General features: G+C 28.8%; 21 protein-coding genes. 17 read left to right on the top strand and 4 right to left on the bottom strand.

Annotated elements, in window-relative coordinates:
* Positions 1-128: 128 nt before the first annotated feature.
* Positions 129-1,469 (top strand): ISL3 family transposase, encoded by a 1,341-nt coding sequence (locus tag RWS90_RS05875; RefSeq protein WP_314549509.1) that lies wholly within the window; start codon positions 129-131, stop codon positions 1,467-1,469.
* A 118-nt stretch (positions 1,470-1,587) separates the two neighbouring features.
* On the opposite strand, the gene RWS90_RS05870 is transcribed toward RWS90_RS05875, so the two are convergent.
* The 3 genes from RWS90_RS05870 to RWS90_RS05860 all read right to left on the bottom strand — a co-directional run bounded on the left by RWS90_RS05870 (position 1,588) and on the right by RWS90_RS05860 (position 2,745).
* Entirely contained in the window at positions 1,588-1,974 is a 387-nt protein-coding gene (locus tag RWS90_RS05870; RefSeq protein WP_314549506.1) for a thioesterase family protein, read from the bottom strand.
* 17 nt (positions 1,975-1,991) lie between these two features.
* On the bottom strand, positions 1,992-2,465 hold the full coding sequence (locus RWS90_RS05865; protein ID WP_314549505.1) for an 8-oxo-dGTP diphosphatase: 474 nt from the start codon (positions 2,463-2,465) through the stop codon (positions 1,992-1,994).
* An 88-nt stretch (positions 2,466-2,553) separates the two neighbouring features.
* Positions 2,554-2,745: a DUF2929 family protein gene (locus RWS90_RS05860; protein ID WP_314549503.1), complete on the bottom strand. Its 192-nt coding sequence runs from the start codon at positions 2,743-2,745 to the stop codon at positions 2,554-2,556.
* A gap of 247 nt (positions 2,746-2,992) precedes the next feature.
* Here RWS90_RS05860 and RWS90_RS05855 point away from each other — a divergent pair, with 247 nt between their 5' ends.
* The 9 genes from RWS90_RS05855 (at position 2,993) to RWS90_RS05815 (ending at position 10,478) form a co-directional block, all read left to right on the top strand.
* The gene (locus tag RWS90_RS05855; RefSeq protein ID WP_314549501.1) at positions 2,993-3,877 is read left to right on the top strand and encodes an NUDIX hydrolase; all 885 of its coding nucleotides are present in this window, start codon (positions 2,993-2,995) and stop codon (positions 3,875-3,877) included.
* A 27-nt stretch (positions 3,878-3,904) separates the two neighbouring features.
* Positions 3,905-4,609 carry a YoaK family protein gene (locus RWS90_RS05850; protein WP_314549499.1) on the top strand — a complete coding sequence of 235 codons (705 nt, stop codon included), beginning with the start codon at positions 3,905-3,907 and terminating at the stop codon, positions 4,607-4,609.
* 177 nt (positions 4,610-4,786) lie between these two features.
* The gene (locus RWS90_RS05845) at positions 4,787-5,686 is read left to right on the top strand and encodes a tyrosine-type recombinase/integrase (protein ID WP_314549498.1); all 900 of its coding nucleotides are present in this window, start codon (positions 4,787-4,789) and stop codon (positions 5,684-5,686) included.
* A gap of 12 nt (positions 5,687-5,698) precedes the next feature.
* Positions 5,699-6,400 carry a segregation/condensation protein A gene (locus RWS90_RS05840; RefSeq protein ID WP_314549495.1) on the top strand — a complete coding sequence of 234 codons (702 nt, stop codon included), beginning with the start codon at positions 5,699-5,701 and terminating at the stop codon, positions 6,398-6,400.
* A gap of 1 nt (position 6,401) precedes the next feature.
* A complete protein-coding gene (gene scpB, locus RWS90_RS05835; RefSeq protein ID WP_314549493.1) occupies positions 6,402-6,950 on the top strand; it encodes an SMC-Scp complex subunit ScpB in 549 nt (182 codons plus the stop codon).
* 9 nt (positions 6,951-6,959) lie between these two features.
* Positions 6,960-7,691, top strand: a complete 732-nt coding sequence (locus RWS90_RS05830; protein WP_314549490.1) for a pseudouridine synthase — start codon at positions 6,960-6,962, stop codon at positions 7,689-7,691.
* 24 nt (positions 7,692-7,715) lie between these two features.
* On the top strand, positions 7,716-8,432 hold the full coding sequence (locus tag RWS90_RS05825) for a response regulator transcription factor (protein ID WP_314549489.1): 717 nt from the start codon (positions 7,716-7,718) through the stop codon (positions 8,430-8,432).
* Positions 8,433-8,443: 11 nt separating this feature from the next.
* Entirely contained in the window at positions 8,444-9,745 is a 1,302-nt protein-coding gene (locus tag RWS90_RS05820) for a MurT ligase domain-containing protein (RefSeq protein ID WP_314549487.1), read from the top strand.
* A gap of 4 nt (positions 9,746-9,749) precedes the next feature.
* Positions 9,750-10,478, top strand: a complete 729-nt coding sequence (locus tag RWS90_RS05815) for a glutamine amidotransferase (RefSeq protein ID WP_314549485.1) — start codon at positions 9,750-9,752, stop codon at positions 10,476-10,478.
* A 71-nt stretch (positions 10,479-10,549) separates the two neighbouring features.
* On the opposite strand, the gene RWS90_RS05810 is transcribed toward RWS90_RS05815, so the two are convergent.
* The gene (locus RWS90_RS05810; protein WP_314549484.1) at positions 10,550-11,791 is read right to left on the bottom strand and encodes an aminotransferase class I/II-fold pyridoxal phosphate-dependent enzyme; all 1,242 of its coding nucleotides are present in this window, start codon (positions 11,789-11,791) and stop codon (positions 10,550-10,552) included.
* Positions 11,792-12,146: 355 nt separating this feature from the next.
* Between RWS90_RS05810 and clpX the strand changes: the two genes are divergently transcribed.
* The 7 genes from clpX (at position 12,147) to RWS90_RS05775 (ending at position 19,129) form a co-directional block, all read left to right on the top strand.
* A complete protein-coding gene (gene clpX, locus RWS90_RS05805; RefSeq protein WP_314549482.1) occupies positions 12,147-13,355 on the top strand; it encodes an ATP-dependent Clp protease ATP-binding subunit ClpX in 1,209 nt (402 codons plus the stop codon).
* Positions 13,356-13,377: 22 nt separating this feature from the next.
* The gene (lon, locus tag RWS90_RS05800; protein ID WP_314549478.1) at positions 13,378-15,675 is read left to right on the top strand and encodes an endopeptidase La; all 2,298 of its coding nucleotides are present in this window, start codon (positions 13,378-13,380) and stop codon (positions 15,673-15,675) included.
* Between the two features lie 2 nt (positions 15,676-15,677).
* The gene (gene yihA, locus RWS90_RS05795; RefSeq protein ID WP_314549476.1) at positions 15,678-16,274 is read left to right on the top strand and encodes a ribosome biogenesis GTP-binding protein YihA/YsxC; all 597 of its coding nucleotides are present in this window, start codon (positions 15,678-15,680) and stop codon (positions 16,272-16,274) included.
* A 325-nt stretch (positions 16,275-16,599) separates the two neighbouring features.
* Positions 16,600-16,872 carry a 30S ribosomal protein S16 gene (rpsP, locus tag RWS90_RS05790; protein ID WP_003145074.1) on the top strand — a complete coding sequence of 91 codons (273 nt, stop codon included), beginning with the start codon at positions 16,600-16,602 and terminating at the stop codon, positions 16,870-16,872.
* A 131-nt stretch (positions 16,873-17,003) separates the two neighbouring features.
* The gene (locus tag RWS90_RS05785) at positions 17,004-17,648 is read left to right on the top strand and encodes an amino acid ABC transporter permease (RefSeq protein WP_314549474.1); all 645 of its coding nucleotides are present in this window, start codon (positions 17,004-17,006) and stop codon (positions 17,646-17,648) included.
* A 3-nt stretch (positions 17,649-17,651) separates the two neighbouring features.
* Positions 17,652-18,281, top strand: coding sequence for an amino acid ABC transporter ATP-binding protein (locus RWS90_RS05780; RefSeq protein ID WP_314549472.1), 630 nt, complete (start codon positions 17,652-17,654; stop codon positions 18,279-18,281).
* Positions 18,282-18,292: 11 nt separating this feature from the next.
* Entirely contained in the window at positions 18,293-19,129 is an 837-nt protein-coding gene (locus RWS90_RS05775; protein WP_314549470.1) for an amino acid ABC transporter substrate-binding protein, read from the top strand.
* Positions 19,130-19,360 lie beyond the last annotated feature (231 nt).

Here is a 19,360-nt window from a genome sequence, read left to right as displayed (position 1 = left end):
AGGTTGTATACTAAATCCGGGGCATGGAAAAAATTCCAGCCCCGGATTTCAATTTTTATATACAAAAAGACAAATATCCAATATAATTAAGGTGTACAAAAATAATTAACTAAGAAAGGATATTTGTCATGAATAATTTTATCACAAATTTACTATTAATAAAAGACCAAAATATAACTATGGAGGATAAAGTTGATTTAATTAATGTGGGTGGTCAAGATACATTCATATTTCATGGGACTTTATCATACAATCCAAAGTGTTGTCCGAACTGTGGTTGTAAGAAAGAAGGAAATAATATAGTTAAAAATGGATTCACAGATCCATTAAAAGTAACTCTATTAAAGATGTCAGAATGCCCTACATATCTTAAATTAAAGAAACAACGCTTTAAATGTAGAGAATGTAATTCTAAGTTTTGTGCCGAAACATCATTTGTACAAAAGCACTGCAGTATATCTAAAAATCTTATATTTTACATAATGAAGAATCTATCTAAAACATTATCTTTTAAAGATATAGCTGAATTAAGTAATGTATCAGTATCTACAGTAGTAAGAGTAATGAAATCATGTAGAGAAGCTGTAGAAGTTAAGACTCATTCAAATTTACCGGAGCACCTATGTTTCGATGAGATAAAATCAACTAAAGATAGTAAAAATGGGATGAGCTTTGTATTCTTAGATGCTAAAACACATGACTTTATAGATATTGTAGATGGCAGAACACAACATATATTAAAACAATACTTTATGAGATATCCAAGAAAAGTAAGGAAGAAAGTAAAAACGATCTGTATAGATATTTATCCTCCTTATATGAATATGATTAGAGAGATGTTCCCTAACGCTAAGATAATAATAGATAGATTCCACATGGTTCAAAATATTAATAGAGAATTAAATAAAGCTAGAGTAAAACTAATGAATCAATATAAGAATAAAAAAGGCTCTACTTACACTATTCTAAAGAACTTCTGGAAAGTAATATTAGAAGATAGAGATAAAGTAAATTCAACAAAAACATTCTATTCTAGAAGCTTTAAACGCTATGTAACTAGAAAAGAAGTATTAGATTATATATTAGCTATAGATGATGAATTTACAGCTAGCTATGAGAGAGTACATGAGATTAGAGAAGCTATTAAAGCTAAAGATTCTGTAGAATTAGAGAAGTATATAGATATGGATACTAGAGGATTATCTAAAGGTGTATCTAAAGCTATAAATACTATGAAAAAGCACAAAGAGTACATGCTTAACGCTGTTAAATATGAGTATTCTAACGGTCCATTAGAAGGATTTAATAATAAAATAAAACTACTAAAGAGAGTATCTTATGGATATTCTAGCTTTAGTAACTTCAGATTACGCATTTTAATTATGTCTAGATTATTTGTTTCTGAATATAAAAATAATGTCAAACTTAAAGAAAATAAGAAAAAATCTAAGCAGCAAAATGCTGCCTAGATTTCTTGAGTGATTTTTTCTCGTGCCCCGAACTTGACAAAGAGCCAAAAATAAAGGCTGTAAATTCTACGGCCTTTATTTTTTATATGGAAATTAAGTTTCGGTTTTATGAGTTATGCTATGCATTAGTTAATTTACTAATAAATTTTTCATTATTTATTATAACTCTAGTGTGTTCAGCATCACCGATTTTTTTGTCATTCTCAAATGCTTCTAGAGAAAAAATAATAATTTTATCTTTAATAACTTGTGTAATTTTTCCTGTTATTATTATTTTTTTCCCAACAAGAGTTGGAGCAATGTGATTTATGTTTATATTACTTCCGACGCTACCTAAATTTTCCGTTAAAAATGAATTCAAGTAATTTTTTGCTGCGTTTTCCATAAATGCTACAAGACTTGGAGTTGCAAGGACGTTTAAATCTCCGCTTCCCATAAATTTTGCAGTATTATTTTCTGTTACTGTATATTGTTGTGAAAATTGTTTATTAAGCTCGATGTTCATATAAGTATCCTTCCTTATTATTCGTAAAATGTTACTTCGTAATCAATAAATTTATTGTTTTTATAATTAAATTTTGCTGAGAAGAATGGTTTGTTTTGGACTAACCAATCTAGGAAAATATAATCTCCTTCCCAAGTTTTTATATTTTGTATCTCAGATTTCTTCACCCAAATTAAATCCCCCTCATTACAGTCGTCTGTAAGAGTACCTTTGAAGTTTGGTGCAGTATAGACATATGTATACCAGTCTTTTTGACCATCGAAATTTGGGAATGTGATAATTCCTCGAAGCCTTGGTTTAATTATATCTAAATTTGTCTCTTCTTTGACCTCTCTAATGACACAATCTTCCGGGCTTTCTCCAGCTTCGAATTTTCCACCAACACTAATAGTTAATCCTTCATGGATGTCATTTTCTTTTTTTGTCCTTTTAAGCATTAAAAAGCTTTCTCCATTATCCACATAGCACATCGTTGCTAGTATATTATTCATATATTTTTCTCCTGTATTTAAAGAAAAAGTAGGAAAGAGGGCATACCTCATTACCTACTTTCAGTAAATCTTTTTTATTAAATAAATATTAGTCTTCTTTTCTTTTTTTATCCAAACCTACTACGTCTAATAATGCAACAAATCCAGTAAACATAACAGATAATATTGCACAATCACGAAGTGTATTAACTTCACCGTTAGTACCTAAAATTGAAGATACGATAAATACTACAATAAAAGCAAATATAAATGACCAGATTAGTGAAATAATATATTTCATTGTTATCACTCCTTAATTTTTACTTACAACTACTATTATACATCTAATAGAGAAAACTGGCAAGAATTTTATGAAGATTTATATTAATTATAAATTTCTTTTAAATTGAGAAGAAAAGGTGTAGAATAAAGTAAAGTACGGGAGTAAAAATTATTGAGTGTAATTTGAAAATAGCATTTAATTTTAAAAATTGTGTCGATGTTGTATGTGGATATGTTATAATATCTAAAGAGTATGGAGGTAGCTGATGTATAAAAAAGTATATATAGATATAAATATGAAAAATAAGGTAACAGATGAGATCCTTAAAGTTTTTACAGATGAGGGTATGCAGTTTGAATTTATAAGTGATTGTAATATTCTAGAAAGAAATAGTTTATATTTAACGGATGATAAAACAAGGCTTAGTGATACTTTGATAAATGTTTATATACTAGGTAAAGAATATGATTTTTTAGATATAAAGAATGCTATTTTTGTGAAACGTATTGAAGATGTTTTTAGAATTTATAGAGATGATGTGTGGAAGAAGTGGGCACAAGAATTACAATTTTTAGCTCAATGTAGTTTGGCGTACAGTAAAGACAAATTCGATAGAGAACGCTCTGAAAGAATTAGAGAGATTGCTTGTGAGATGTTAGCATATAAATATGATATACCTATTGATAAGATTAAAATTGATTTTGCTGGTGAATTAGGTTATCAGACACCTAAAGTGGAGACAAGAGCAGCGATAATTAAAGATAATAAGATATTATTAGTTAAGGAACAATTAGATGGTAAATGGGCGCTTCCTGGTGGTTATCAAGATGTTAGTGTAAGTATTAGAGAAAATGTAATAAAAGAAGCTAGTGAGGAAGCTGGTGCAATTGTGGAACCTTTGAAAATAATTGCAGTTTTAGATTATAATAAACATCATCACGTTAATTTTCCTTTTGGTATGGTGAAGATATTTGTTTTATGTGAGTATATTGATCATAGTTTTGTTGATAATACTGAAACTCTAGGAGCTGATTTTTATTCATTAGATAATTTACCGGAATTATCTACTACGAGAACGACAGTTAAGCAATTAAAAATGTGTTTTGATTGTTATGAAAATCCTGAAAAATGGGATACAATATTTGATTAATTATGTTAGGAGTTGATTATTAGAGATATGAATTTGAGACAAACGTTATTTAATAAAAATTTACCAGTTCATGAGCAGTTAGTATTTTGTTTATTACTTACTGCGGTAGGAGGATTTTTTGATGCTTATACATTTGTGAACTGTGATGGTATATTCGCAAATGCTCAAACAGGTAATTTAATTTTTGTGGGTATTGATCTAATTGAAGGTAATATACCAGAGGTTATACATTATTCGGTTTCTATATTTTCATTTGTTATAGGAGTTTTAGTAAGTAAGGTAATAGAAACTAAGTATAAAGAATTATCTATATTTACGCATATTTATATGTTATTAATTGTTCAGATTTGCGCGTTATTATTAATAATATTTAAACATAGTTTTTTTGAGATTGATATTCGCCCTATTGTGATTTCATTTATTTGTGCGATACAATTTGATGGTTTTAGAAAGGTTAATAATTTAGTCTTTGCGAGTGTTTTTTGTACAGGGAATTTACGTTCTATGAGCGAACATTTGTACAAATATGTTGTGTTGAAAAAGAAAGAGAGTAAAACGCCTTTACTTATATATTCAACAGTAATAGGAGTTTTCTTGTCTGGTGTTCTACTAGGAGCTGCAATGTCTAAGTTTTTCCTACACAAAGCTATATTAGTTCCACTATTTATAATATGTATCAATTTACTATTTGTTATGGCAATTCACAATAAGTTTGCTAGCAAAAAATTATAAAATAATAAAATTTCAAGGCGATTTTAGAATTCATAATTATACGAATTGAAATCGTTTTGGAATTTTTTTATATTTAATTAAAAATTGTTACAAATGCATTTACATAAAGTTTTATAGATGTTATAATCAATATAGAAAGAAAAATTAGGGTAACTTTAATACTAAGGGGGTATTTATATGAGTGAAACAGTATTAAATAATTTCAATGAATATTTATTAAATAAAAAAGAATTTTCTTCAAATACAATTAATTCTTACGATCGAGATTTAAAGAAAATCTTTTTATATTTAGCGGAAAGAGGATATTCAACGGATGATTATTCTTGGTTGAATGAGGAATTTGTTTCTAGATATATTGATTATCTAAGAGAAAATGATTATTCTGCAGCCACATTATCAAGAACTATATCAACTGTTCATATTTTTGTGGAGTATTTATGGATAGAAAAGATTATCCCAAATAGAATAAATATTGATGTTCATATAGATAAAGAAGAACACCAAGATCTTGTTATATTTACACGACAAGAAATTTCTAAAATTTTAGATGTCAAAACTAAGAATTTAATGGGATATCGCGATAAGGCTATATTTGAATTATCGTATTCAATAGGGATAAAACCGACAGAGTGTATCAATTTAGAACTAAAAGATGTTAATACTACAATAGGATATTTAAAATATAGAAAAAAAGAAGGATACAGAACTATTGCTTTAAATAGAGAATCTGCAGAGGCTATTGAAAATTATATAGCTGAATTGAAAAAGGAATATCCGGGTATTAAAGATGATAGTAAATTATTCTTAAATCATGATGGTGAAGGATTAAGTCGTCAAGGTTTTTGGAAAATATTTAAAAAGCGTCAACAAGATTTAAAATTGTCAAAAGAATTAAATACTATGAATTTTAGAAATTCGTTGGCTATTCATTTACTAGAGGACAAAGTTCCGGCTGAAGAGGTTCAAGAATTATTGGGTTTAAAAAATATTAATAGTCTAAAATTGTATTTTGCAAGTTTAGAGGCAAATAAAGCGAAAAGAATGATGATGAATCATCCAAGAAAAATGATTAATTAAAGGAATGAATAGATGTATAATGTTAACTTAGAAGTTTTTCAAGGTCCTCTTGATTTACTGTTGCATTTAATAGAGAAAATGGAGATTGATATATACAATATCCCGATTGCAAAACTTACAGAGAGTTATTTGGAATATATTAATAACAATGATGAATTTTCTTTAGAAAATGCGGAAGAGTATATTGTTATGGCAGCAACTTTGCTTCATATAAAAAGTAAAAGTTTACTTCCTAAGTTTGAGAATGAGACGATAGAAGATGAGGAAGATTTAGTTCAACAGCTTCTTGATTATAAAAATTATAAAGAACTTAGTGAAAAGCTTGATAATCTTCAAAAAATAAGAGCACAATTTCTCGATAAAGAAAGTGTTAATATTGATGTAGAGGCTAGCGTTGAAATGATGAGAATGCCTTCTTCGAAATTATTAAGGGCTATGGAGAATATTCTTAGATCTTTTGATGAGGCTGAAAATGAAGTATCATTAGTAAGTTATCGAAGAGAGGTATCATTTGAACAAGTAAAAGAAGACCTAGTTAATAAGTTAAAACATAAGAATAATATATCGTTTATAGACCTTATTAAATCTTATTCACATAAAAATGAGATTGTATTAGTATTTATGGGGATACTGGCGATGATTAAAGATCAGGAATTGCTATGTGTTGACAAAGATAGTGAAATCATTTTAGAATATAAAGCGAAGGAAAATTAATATGTTGTTAGATGAAATAAAAAAAATAATTGAGGCCTTGCTTTTTATGAAAGGTGAAGAGGGGCTTAATGTTGAATATTTCTCTACTTTCATGGAAGTAGAAAATCATGAAGCTGAAAACATGTTAAATGTATTTTGTGATGAATATAATAAAGTAAATAATTCGTTAGTTATAAAAAAATTTGGTTCAACATATAAGATGCTATTAAGAGAAGAAATGGCAGAAGTAATAAAAAAAGCTGTTATTTCAAAAAATCTTGTTAAGTTGTCTAAAGCTTCTCTAGAGACTTTAGCAATTATAGCTTATAATCAACCGATAACAAAAGTTCAAATCGATAAGATAAGGGGTGTAAGTAGTGATTCTATATTACACTCTCTTGTTAGTAAAGAGCTTATTGTCTCTAATAGGACTTTAGATACTATTGGAAAACCAAAATTATATGAAACAACAGATATATTTTTAGATGTTTTTGGATTAGAGAGTTTGGAACAATTACCAAAATCAGAGATTGTTAGTAATGAAGAGATAAATAAATTTTTACAAAATTAGGAGGACGATATGGCAGAAAGATTGCAAAAATTGATAGCTGCATCAGGATATACATCAAGAAGAAAGGCTGAACAGTTGATTCTTGATGGGAAAGTTAGCGTAAATGGTGAAGTTGTAAATGAATTAGGAGTAAAAGCTGAACCAAGTGACATTATTATTGTTGAAGGTGTGCGTTTATTAAAGGAAAATAAGAGATATTATCTATTTTACAAACCGGAAAAAGTAATCACATCTATGTCTGATGAAAAAGATAGAACATGTGTAAAAGACTTTTTTGAAAGTGTTAATGAAAGAGTAGTACCAGTTGGTAGATTAGACTATGATACGTCTGGAGCACTTATTATGTCTAATGATGGAGAATTCATTAATTTAATAACGCACCCAAAGCATAAGATAAAGAAAACTTATGTTGCGAAAATTAACGGTAAACTTGAAGATAATCATTTAAGAATACTTCGTTCTGGTGTTAGAATTGACAATTATAAAACTGCCAAAGCAGAAGTTAATATTGTAAAAAACAAAAACAAGAGTGGTAATACTTTAGTTAGATTAACGATTCATGAAGGGAAAAATCGACAAGTAAGAAGAATGTTTGAAGCATTAGGTTATGAAGTTATGAAACTGAAACGTGAATCTATCGAAGATTTAACTTTAGAAGGATTAAAAAAAGGTGAATATAGAGCTCTTACTATTCATGAAGTGAAAAGACTTATTAATAAAGCTAAGAATGGTGAGAAGTAGTAAATAATTAGGAAGTGATGGATAGTGGCAGAAAGAGTATTAATAATAGATGATGAAGAAAGAATAAGAAAATTATTAATTATGTATCTTGAAAAAGAAGGATATATTGTCGATGAAGCAAGTAATGGACACGATGGTTTAGAGAGATTGAGATATATGGATTATTCATGCGTTCTATTAGATGTGCAATTACCGATGTTGAACGGTAAGTCGATTTTATCGGAGCTTAGAAAAACTAAAGCTACGCCCGTAATAATTATGTCTGCTCAAGCGGACGAACAAAGTAGGGTTGAAGGGTTTGAATTAGGTGCAGATGATTATGTTATAAAACCTTTTAGCCCAAGAGAACTTATGCTTAGAATTAATGCTATTCTTCAACGTACTAAGCGTAGTGTATTTTATACTCCGGAACTTTATGCGAAAGATGTTCTTGTTTTCCCTGGATTAATTATTGATGTAAACTCGCATAAAGTGATAGTTGATGATAGTGAGGTGTTATTAACACCGAAAGAATTCGATTTATTATTGTTTTTAGCGAAATCACCTGATAAGGCTTTTAAACGAAATGAGATTCTAAGAGCAGTATGGGATTATGATTTTTATTCTGATTTAAGAACAGTTGATACACATATTAAACGCGTCAGAAAAAAATTCGATAAAATTTCTCCAAAAGTAGCACAGATGATAGTGACTGTTTGGGGGATTGGTTATAAATTTGACACAACACAGAATAGTCTATAAAAGGAGAAAGTATGCTAGCATTTTATAGGAATATAGCAAGATTAACTAGAACTGCAAGTAGATTAGCAGGAAAAAAGGGTACAGATTTACCTGGTAAGGTACTAAGGAAAGTAAATGATAACGTTCTAACTAAATTAGCTAGTAATTTTGATGAAATTGTTTTTGTTACAGGTACTAATGGAAAAACAACAACATCAAATCTTATCGGTCACACATTAAAGTGTGCGGGTGAAAATTTTATTAATAATTTTGAAGGGGCAAATATGTTGGATGGTATTATTTCAACTTTTGCTATCCAAGGTAAAAATAATACAAAATTAGCTATAATTGAGATTGATGAAGGTTCTATTAAGAGAGTTATGAAATATATTACTCCAACAAAGTTTGTTATTAATAACTTTTTTAGAGACCAAATAGATCGTTTTGGTGAAATAGATACGTTGATTGCTACAATAGGGGAGCAACTTGAAGGTAAAAATATCCAATTAATCTTAAATAGTGATGATCCCTTTGTGACACGACTTTCAAAATATGGAGAGGATAATATTTATTTTGGTATAGCGAAAGAAGCATATGAGTTTTCAGACTTTGGAATATCTGAATCTAAATTTTGTCCGAACTGTGGTATGGAACTTATTTATGATCATATTCATTATAGTCAATTAGGATTTTATCATTGTTCTAAATGTGATTTTAAACACCAAGATACAAAATATGAGGTAACTAAAGCATCTGTTGAACCATTTATAAATATGGTTATTAATAATGGACTGAAATTAGAAACTAAGTTGGCTGGTGATTATAATATTTATAATTTACTTGCAGCATATTCTTTATTAAAGGAATTAGGTTTAGCGGAAGAGAAAATAAAAGCTGGTTTAGAAAGTTATAGTCCGATAAATGGGCGTATGCAAAGTATTAGTTTGCCTAGTGGTGGAACGGTATTATTAAATCTTGCTAAAAATCCAGCCGGATTAAATGCATCTTTAGCGATTGCTAATTCAATTAAGGATGAAATTAATTACTTATTAGTTTTAAATGATAATGGTGCTGATGGATTTGATATCTCATGGATATGGGATACAGATTTCAATATATTAGCAGGTCAAAATATTAAGAATATAGTTTGTTCTGGAAAAAGAGCAAAAGAATTAGCACTAAGGTTAAAATATAGTGAAGTCAATGCTAATGTTATAGTTTTTGAAAATATCTCAGAGGCTGTAGTTAAACTTAAAAGTTATAGTGAAAAATATGCAATAGCTATTCCCAACTATACAGCCTTAGTTGAAACTCAAAGAGAATTGGAGAAATAATTCTATGAATTTAAAATTATATCATTTTATGCCTGATAAATTAAATTTATATGGTGATATTGGAAATGTTATTGCATTGAAAAAACGCTGTGAATGGCGTGGAATCAATCTTGAAATTGAAAATATTACATCTACAGATGGTGTTAAATTAACTGATTGTGATATGTTTTTCATCGGTGGTGGATCTGATAGAGAACAGTGTATAGCTACTGAACAATTTAGTAAAATTAAACATGAATTTAAATCAGCTATTGAAGATGGTATTCCGGCACTTACAATTTGTGGTGGTTATCAATTTCTAGGAGAATATTATAAAACTGTTGATGGTGATAAATTACCTGGTTTAAACATATTAGATTTTTATACTGAGTCTAAAAAAGATGCACCGCGTCTTATTGGAAATATACTTGTTGAATCTGAAAAATTTGGGAATATTGTTGGCTTTGAAAATCATGGTGGAAGAACATATCATAACTATGAAACGCTAGGAAATGTAGTGGTTGGTTATGGTAATAACGATGAAGATAAGAAAGAAGGTATTCTTTATAACAATTTAATTGGAACTTATCTTCATGGACCAATTTTACCAAAAAATCCTAATGTAACAGATTATCTGATTAAAGCAGCGTTAGACAATAAATACGGAACATATGATTTTATTGAATTAAATAATGATATCGAATTAAATGCAAATAAACATATGGTTGAACTGTTAAAAAGAACTATAAAATAAATAAGAACGGGGCTGACTCGCCAAAATTGATTTCTTTGAAATCAGTTTTTTGAGTTTCCCCGTTCTTTATTTTAAAATTTTTGAATACACTCTTTAAATTTACTAATAAGTTCTGAAATTAGTTCTTTATCTAAGCATGAAAATGCGATTCTCACATGTTCATCATCCATTGAATAGACTCCGTATTTATATTCATTTAAAAATTTCAGTCTAAATTCATGAGCATTAATTGTTGTTGGTAATTTTATTGTAAAGAAATAACCAGAGTTAAATGGAAGTACTGTAACTAATGTAGCCAAATTTTCTTTAGAAATAGCTAATTTTAGTTCGTTGTATCTATCTTGAATAATACTATCGTTTTCTTCTTTTTCTAAAAGTGCCTGTTTATTTTCTAACAATCTAAGAGCTATTTGCTGTGATAAATTAGAAGGAGACGATGTCGTACTTCTTAAGAAACCTTGAGTTTTCTCTAATAATGTTTTTCTTAAAGTGTCGTCTTTTGTATAGTATGTGATAAAACCGATACGCAATCCCCAACTATAAAATTCTTTTGTTATACCATCTAGTTTTACAATTAAACAGTTTGAATTTTCAGCAAGTTTATATGTTACGCTTAAAGTAGGAGTTTTGTGATTGTCTTCGAAGAATAGTCCGAAGTAAGCATCATCAGAAACGATGATAAGCTGTTTACTAGGATGTTCTTTTGCGAAAATATTTATTACTTCAACCAATTTTGTTAACTCATCATCTGATGGCGTATACCCTGTGGGATTATTTGGGAAGTTTAATATTAATGAAATTTTATCCTCTTTTATTGAATAAAGAGCTGTTTTAAAGTTTTCGATACTAAAATTATTGTTTTCATCAAATTGATTATATTTATAGATGTTATTACCTAATTTAATAGTGTATATTTGCGCATAATTTTGCCAAAATAGATTAGGTAGAAGCAACGCATCTTTCTTTTCGCTAAATAAATTAGCTGCTATATCTATGCCTTGAGTAATACCAGTCGTTACCATAGGTAGAGAAAGATATTCTTTATTAATAGTAGGATTATCAGCTAATATCTTTTCTTTCCACAATTCTCTCATTTTAGGTAAACCTGGTGTAGGAGAATATGGTAAATATTCTGAATTACTAATTTCTGTTATTACTTTGTTTATTGATGGTAATGCCATTGCCTTTTTATTTGTTGTAGCAATACCAATTGTAGCGTTAATTGCTCCTGAAACTGCCGCTGTTTCTTTGGATTGTATTAAGACATCTTGAGGTAAAATAATATTTCCCCCTAATTTTGAAAAAAATGACATGTTATTCCTCCTATTTTGTGTATAGAATAATTATACCACTAAAAGACAATTACTTAAAGATAGAATATAGAATTTTAATGTTGCCTACAAACTAAGTGATTTAAATATTATAAATTGAATAAGATATAAAATTTTAAGATTTTTAGTTCTATGTAATTTTAATTTAATTATTAGTGCTAGATTGAGAAAATCTGGTATTGTAAATGTATTTATATTAAATAGTATATAATGGTCTTTGCTAGAAAATCGGGTGAAAATATGGTATAATAATTTGTATCTTTTTGGGCTTTATATAGATTTGATAATAAAAAGATAATAAGATATAAGATAAAGTTCAATATTGCGAGGTGTAATTATGGGTAAAAATAAAGATGAAGTAAGATGTTCATTTTGTGGGAAAAATACAGATGAAGTTTTTAAAATGATTGCAGGAAATGATGTATTCATATGTGATGAATGCGTTGATTTATGCTCTGATATTATAGATGAAGAAATTGAATATAGGGATGCTAAAAATAAACCGGTATTTAAGTTATTAGAACCTCAAAAAATTATGAAACATTTGAATGAGTATGTAATTAGCCAAGACAAAGCGAAAAAATCAGTAGCCGTAGCTGTTTACAATCATTATAAAAGAATTATTGCTAAAGAAAATTATGATATAGAATTGCAAAAAAGTAATATAGCGTTAATAGGGAGTACTGGATCTGGGAAAACATTAATAGCGCAAACTCTAGCAAAAATTCTAGATGTTCCATTTGCTATTTCTGATGCAACTACATTAACTGAAGCAGGTTATGTGGGTGAAGATGTTGAAAATATTTTACTTAGACTTATTCAAAGTGCTAATTATGATATAGAAAGAGCAGAACAAGGAATAATTTATATCGATGAAATTGATAAGATCGCTAAAAAAGGTGAGAATGTTTCAATTACTCGTGATGTTTCAGGTGAAGGAGTTCAGCAAGCACTTCTGAAAATTTTAGAGGGGACTGTAGCTAGTGTACCACCACAAGGAGGTAGAAAACATCCTGGTGAAGAAATGATAAAAATTAATACAAAGAATATACTATTTATCATTGGTGGAGCATTTTCTGGAATTGAGGAAATTATTAAACGTCGCCTTGGAGAAAAAGTTATTGGTTTTTCTAAGAGTGAAGAGCTGAATGATAATGAGGATATTATCTCTAAAGTTAAACATGAAGATTTAGTTAAGTTTGGTATGATTCCAGAATTTATCGGTCGTATTCCAGTTGTTTGTTATCTAGAAGAATTAGATGAGAAAGACTTAGTTAGGGTACTAACTGAGCCGAAAAATTCTGTAGTTAAACAATATGAGTACTTATTTAAATTAGATGGGGTTAAATTAGTATTTGAACAAGAAGCTTTAGAAGAAATAGCTAAAGAATCAATTAAAAGAAAAACAGGTGCACGTGGATTACGTTCTATTATTGAAGAATTATTATTGGATGTAATGTTTGAAATTCCTAGTAATAAAAATATTAAGACTTGTACAGTAACACGTGATAATGTAATTAATAAAACAAAACCAATATTAAAATAATTAGGTTAGAGAGGAGTTCGTTTTGACAAAATATTATTTATTAGAGAACAGAGATTTATTCTTTCCGTCTAATACTTATACAATAGATGTAACGGACAAAAAATTTTTAAAAACAATAAAAACTGTTAAAAAAGATAAGATTCCAGTTTTTGTAACTTATAAAAGAAAACCTATTGATAGTTATGATGATTCTTTTTCTGAAGAAGATGTATTTGATAGTAATGGCTTTAATGTTTTCTTTGGAACTTATGGACAGTTAACTATTGATAAAAAAAATAAAAAATATGAATATCAATGTTATGGCATCGCAGAGGTGAAAAGTGGAGTATACAATAATAATCATGTAGAACACTTAGATATTAATATAAGAGAAATAGTTGATAATGGATTTGATAAAACTGGATTATTAAATAGTATTAGAACTAATTTTCTTAATTATTTAAAAAGAGAAAACTTTGATATAGATTATTATAAAACTGATGATTTAGAGAAGTTTATAAATAAAAATATTAAGTTCTTCCCAATTGATAAAATGCTAAAACAACGAGTATTGTTTTTATTAGATTTAGAGAAAAAAGCAATTTTCTTGAATAGAAGTTTAGAAGCGTTTTTAGTTGGTAATAGTTATAAACGTGAAATAGATGAAAAAGTTCGCGCGAATATCGATACTCAACAGAAAGAATATTTCTTAAGAGAACAAATGAAAGTAGTGCAAGATGAATTGAAGCAAATTGCACCTGAAGATGATGATATTGAAAAAATTCGTCAGGCAATTAATGCTATTGAGTTATCAGAAGAAGATAAAGCGGTACTATTAAAAGAAGTTGATCGATTAGAAAAAACACCGGCGATGAGTCCAGAACACTCTATAATTAGAACTTACCTAGATACAGTAGTAGCTTTACCATGGAATAATCTTACTGCTGATGAGATTGATATAGAGAATGCAGAAAAAATTCTTAATGAAGATCACTATGGTTTAGAAAAAATTAAAGAGAGAATTTTGGAATTCTTAGCTGTAAAAAAATTAAGAGATGATATGAAGTCTCCAATATTATGTTTATCAGGTCCTCCGGGAGTTGGTAAGAGCTCATTAGCGAAGTCGATCGCTTCATCAATGGGAAGAAGCTTTGTTCGTATTTCTTTAGGTGGAGTACATGATGAAGCAGAGATTCGAGGACATAGAAGAACGTATCTAGGGGCTTTACCTGGAAAAATTATTCAATCTTTGAAAAAAATTAAGACTAAAAATCCTGTAATTCTTCTTGATGAGATTGATAAAATGGCTTCAGATATAAAAGGTGATCCAGCAGCAGCGATGCTTGAAGTTATTGATCCAGCGCAAAATAATGAGTTTGTTGATCATTACTTAGATATTCCATTTGACTTATCTAAAGTTTTATTTATTGCTACTGCGAATAATTTAAGTTTAATCCCTGCACCTCTTAGAGATAGAATGGAGGTTATTGAACTTGAGTCTTATACAATTAAAGAAAAAGAAAATATTGCGGCTAAATATTTAATTCCGCGTCAAATTAAAGAAAATGGACTTAAGAAAAATCAAATTACATTTAGTAAGCAAGCTATTAATAAAATAATTAATGGATACACTTATGAGGCTGGTGTTAGGAATTTAGAGCGTGTTTTTGGTTCGGTTTGTAGAAAAGTAGCTTTAAAAGTTCTTAAGGGTGAAGAAAAAATCAAGGTTGGAGTTAATAACCTTGAGGAATTTGCTGGTCCAGAAAAATATAGTGCTAAAGATAAAAATGTAAAACCTGAGATTGGATTAGTTAATGGTTTAGCTTATACTGTAGTAGGTGGAGATACATTAGAAACTGAAACGAGTATCTCAAAAGGTACAGGTAAAATTATCTTAACTGGTAAGTTAGGAGATGTAATGAAAGAATCAGCTCAAATGGCTATCTCTTTCTTACGCTCAAATGCTGAAAAGCTGAGAATTGAAGATATTAATTTTTCAGAAATTGATATTCATCTACATGTTCCAGAAGGTGCAGTTCCTAAAGACGGTCCTTCTGCGGGTATAACAATTACTACTTCAGTATATTCAGCTCTTACTAAAAAAGCAGTTGATAACAATATCGCTATGACTGGTGAAATGACGTTGCATGGGAAAGTTTTACCAATAGGCGGAGTTAAAGAAAAAATCTTAAGTTCAGAGAAAATGAATATTAATACTATAATTATTCCAACTAAGAATAAGAAAGATCTAATTGATATTCCAGAAGAAGTTCTTGAAAAATTAACTATTCATACAGTAGATAATATTCAAGAAGTGTTTAAAATAGTATTTGGAGAATAATAATGATAAAGTTAAATACACATAATGTCGATCTACTTATTAGTGCAGTATCAAGAAAACAATATCCAGAGCATGATAAACCTGAAGTTGCAATGTGTGGTCGATCTAATGTTGGTAAATCATCTTTTATTAATACAATATTAGAAAGAAAAAATTATGCACGTGTATCTTCAAAACCTGGTAAAACTCGCACATTGAATTTCTTTGATGTAGATGATAAAGTTGTTTTAGTGGACGTTCCAGGTTATGGTTATGCTAAGTTATCTAAACCAGAAAAAGAAAAACTGTACGATATGATTGTAGAATATTTCACTAATAGTGAAAATCTAGGTTTTGTCTTACACTTAATAGATAGTAGACATAAACCGTCTCAGGATGACATAGAAATGAATGAATTTCTTAATTATTATGAAATTCCATTTGTTATAGTCATGACAAAAATTGATAAAATATCTAAAAATGAACTTGCTAAAAATACAGGAATCATAAAGCGTGAATTAGACTTGACTAATAATATGGCGATTATTCCATTTTCTTCTGTTACGAAGATAGGAAAAGACCAGGTTCTAAAAGAAATAGCTAAAGTATTAGAAGATTAATAAAAAAATAGGAGTGTAGATTAAGAATAAAACAATGTACACTTCTATTTTTAATGTTAAAAAGGTGTTTTGCTTAATTACAGAGACAATTTTTTATAAATATTTTATCTTTACATGTTAAAGAAAACTTGTTATAATAAGGTTTAGGTGAGTCAACAAAAAAAGTTGACATTTTTCGCCGAAAACTATTGACATACATTTATTTTAATGTTAGAATAATATCTAGCTTAGAAAACTTAGCGTTATAGATTCAACTTTTTCATTAAAACACTTCATAAACACACACATAAAATTAATAAAAAGTTGAAACATAAGGAGTACAAACATGGCAGTAAAAATCCGTTTAAAAAGATTAGGTGCTAAAAAATCACCTTTCTACCGTATCGTTGTTGCTGATTCAAGATCTCCACGTGATGGACGTTCTATCGAAACTATCGGTACTTACAATGCTGTTAAAGAACCAGCAGAAGTTAAAATCGATGAAGAGTTAGCATTAAAATGGTTAGGTAATGGAGCTCAACCTTCTGACACAGTTAGAAGTTTATTATCTAAAGAAGGAATTATGAAAAAATTCCACGATTCAAAATTAAATAAATAAGATATTTAGCCCCTTAGTAAAATAAGGGGTTTTTCTTTGTTTGAAAGTGTGCTATAATAGTGGTAATTTTAAATAACAACCAACTACATGGCTGTAGAGAGGGGTTATAATATAAAAAAGGAGGAATATATATGGAATATTTATTAGAGATATTACCTAGTTTAATGAATGGTGCAGTTACAACATTAGAAGTATTTTTTCTTGTGTTAATTTTATCTATACCGTTAGGTATTTTTATTGCATTCATAATGCGTTTTAATATAAAATTATTAAATTATTTTATTAATATTTATATTTGGATTATGCGTGGAACACCATTATTACTACAGTTAATTTTTATTTATTATATACTACCATCGGTGGGAATACGTTTCGATAGATTACCTGCTGCTATAATTGCATTCACGTTAAACTACGCAGCTTATTTTGCTGAAATTTTTAGAGGTGGTATTGAATCTATACCAAAAGGACAATATGAAGCTGCCACAGTATTAAAATTCACACAGTTTCAGACGATTAGGTATGTTATCTTACCTCAAGTAATAAAAATTGTTTTACCGAGCGTATTTAACGAGATAATGAGTTTAGTTAAAGATACATCGCTAGTTTATGCCCTAGGTATTAGTGATTTAATTTTAGCTAGTAGAACGGCGGCTAATAGGGATGCTAGTTTATTACCTATGTTTGTAGCTGGAGCTATTTATCTAATCTTAATAGGTATAGTAACTATTGTGTCTAAACGAGTTGAAAAACGTTATAATTATGATAGGAGGTAACTTATGTTAGAATTAAAAAATATCAGTAAAAAATTTAAAGATCGACAAATATTATCAGATTTTAATTTAACAGTTGAAGAGAATAAGATTTTAGCAATAGTAGGACCTTCTGGTGGTGGTAAGACTACTTTATTAAGAATGTTAGCTGGATTAGAAAAGATAGATTCTGGTGAAATTATTTATAATGGTGATTCTCTCCCTATAGATGAATTAGAAAAAAGGAATTTGTTAGGATTCGTATTTCAAGATTTTCAGCTATTTCCACATTTGACAGTGCTAGAAAATTTAGTTTTATCACCGATAAAAACTATGAATATGCCTAAAGAAGTAGCGGATAAAAAAGCTATTGAGTTATTAGAAAAACTTGGTTTAGAAAAACAAGTTGCTAGTTATCCTATTTCATTATCTGGAGGGCAAAAACAACGTGTAGCGTTAGCTCGAGCTATGATGATTGAACCAAAAATTATAGGATATGATGAACCAACCAGTGCTTTAGATCCTGAACTTAGATTGGAAGTTGAAAAATTAATTCTGAAAAATAGAGAACTAGGTATTACTCAGATTGTCGTAACGCATGATTTACAATTTGCTGAAAATATAGCGGATAGTATTGTGAAAGTAGAACCAAAATAAGAGGTGATTAAATGAGAAAATTAAAATTCCTTATTACACTTATTATTACTGTTCTAATAGCTACTGGTTGCGCATCAGGAGGAAAAGAAAAACCAAGAAAAGATAACTGGAATGATTTTCAAACTTATAAGAAGGTTGTAATTGGTTTTGATAATACCTTTGTACCTATGGGGTTCCAAGATAAAAGTGGAAAAAATATTGGTTTTGATATAGACCTTGCGAATGCTGTATTTGAAAAATATGGAATTAAGGTAGAGTGGCAGGCTATTAACTGGGACTTAAAAGAAACTGAATTAAAAAATGGTAATATCGACTTGATTTGGAACGGTTATTCAAAAACTGAAGAAAGAGAAAGTGTTGTTCAATTTACTAAACAGTATATGGTTAATGAACAAGTTATTGTGGTAAAAAAATCAAAAAATATTAAATCAATATCTCAGTTAAAAGACAAGGTGCTAGGTGCTCAAAATGGTTCATCTGGATATGATACTTTTAATGAGAAACCAGAAGTGCTAAAAAATATTGTTAAAAACAATGATGCAACTCAATATGAGAGTTTTAATGAGGCTTTGATAGATTTAGAAAATGACCGAATAGATGCTTTATTGATTGACAGAGTTTATGCAAATTATTATTTAAAACAACAAAACAAACTTGATGATTATAGCATTCTAAATGCAGGATATGAGAGTGAAGCTTTTGCCGTAGGAGCAAGAAAAGCAGATATAACCCTTGTAAACAAAATCAATGAAGCTTTCTATGAACTATATAAAATAGGGAAATTCCAAGAAATTTCTAAAAAATGGTTTGGGGAAGATGTAGCAACAAAAGAAGTTAAAAGTAAATAAGTTTAAAGGAGGTAACTATCGATGAAAATTCGAAAAATAGGAGGCCTCCTTTTAAATTTAAATTACAACTGAATTTTAGAAACTTAAGTATAAAAGTTGTGATAGGTGTCAACAAAAAAAGTTTATAAATATTAGTAAAAGTACTTGATTTTTTCGTAATTATTATTTATAATAAATAGGTATGTGATTAACTCACTGAAAAATAACTCTGTTCGTATTAAAAGCGTTCAG

It is taken from the genome of uncultured Gemella sp., from assembly GCF_963529685.1.
Lineage (GTDB): Bacteria > Bacillota > Bacilli > Staphylococcales > Gemellaceae > Gemella.
Note: the sequence above shows the minus strand (reverse complement) of the source record. Positions and strands in the feature narration are given on the sequence as shown.

Coding starts and splice junctions, on each gene's coding strand:
- RWS90_RS05840 (WP_314549495.1), top strand. CDS start 5,699: ATGTATAATGTTAACTTAGAAGTTTTTCAAGGTCCTCTTGATTTACTG.
- clpX (WP_314549482.1), top strand. CDS start 12,147: ATGGGTAAAAATAAAGATGAAGTAAGATGTTCATTTTGTGGGAAAAAT.
- yihA (WP_314549476.1), top strand. CDS start 15,678: ATGATAAAGTTAAATACACATAATGTCGATCTACTTATTAGTGCAGTA.
- RWS90_RS05775 (WP_314549470.1), top strand. CDS start 18,293: ATGAGAAAATTAAAATTCCTTATTACACTTATTATTACTGTTCTAATA.
- RWS90_RS05785 (WP_314549474.1), top strand. CDS start 17,004: ATGGAATATTTATTAGAGATATTACCTAGTTTAATGAATGGTGCAGTT.
- RWS90_RS05810 (WP_314549484.1), bottom strand. CDS start 11,791: ATGTCATTTTTTTCAAAATTAGGGGGAAATATTATTTTACCTCAAGAT.
- RWS90_RS05815 (WP_314549485.1), top strand. CDS start 9,750: ATGAATTTAAAATTATATCATTTTATGCCTGATAAATTAAATTTATAT.
- RWS90_RS05875 (WP_314549509.1), top strand. CDS start 129: ATGAATAATTTTATCACAAATTTACTATTAATAAAAGACCAAAATATA.
- scpB (WP_314549493.1), top strand. CDS start 6,402: ATGTTGTTAGATGAAATAAAAAAAATAATTGAGGCCTTGCTTTTTATG.
- RWS90_RS05870 (WP_314549506.1), bottom strand. CDS start 1,974: ATGAACATCGAGCTTAATAAACAATTTTCACAACAATATACAGTAACA.
- RWS90_RS05850 (WP_314549499.1), top strand. CDS start 3,905: ATGAATTTGAGACAAACGTTATTTAATAAAAATTTACCAGTTCATGAG.
- RWS90_RS05830 (WP_314549490.1), top strand. CDS start 6,960: ATGGCAGAAAGATTGCAAAAATTGATAGCTGCATCAGGATATACATCA.
- RWS90_RS05860 (WP_314549503.1), bottom strand. CDS start 2,745: ATGAAATATATTATTTCACTAATCTGGTCATTTATATTTGCTTTTATT.
- RWS90_RS05845 (WP_314549498.1), top strand. CDS start 4,787: ATGAGTGAAACAGTATTAAATAATTTCAATGAATATTTATTAAATAAA.
- RWS90_RS05865 (WP_314549505.1), bottom strand. CDS start 2,465: ATGAATAATATACTAGCAACGATGTGCTATGTGGATAATGGAGAAAGC.
- RWS90_RS05820 (WP_314549487.1), top strand. CDS start 8,444: ATGCTAGCATTTTATAGGAATATAGCAAGATTAACTAGAACTGCAAGT.
- RWS90_RS05780 (WP_314549472.1), top strand. CDS start 17,652: ATGTTAGAATTAAAAAATATCAGTAAAAAATTTAAAGATCGACAAATA.
- rpsP (WP_003145074.1), top strand. CDS start 16,600: ATGGCAGTAAAAATCCGTTTAAAAAGATTAGGTGCTAAAAAATCACCT.
- RWS90_RS05855 (WP_314549501.1), top strand. CDS start 2,993: ATGTATAAAAAAGTATATATAGATATAAATATGAAAAATAAGGTAACA.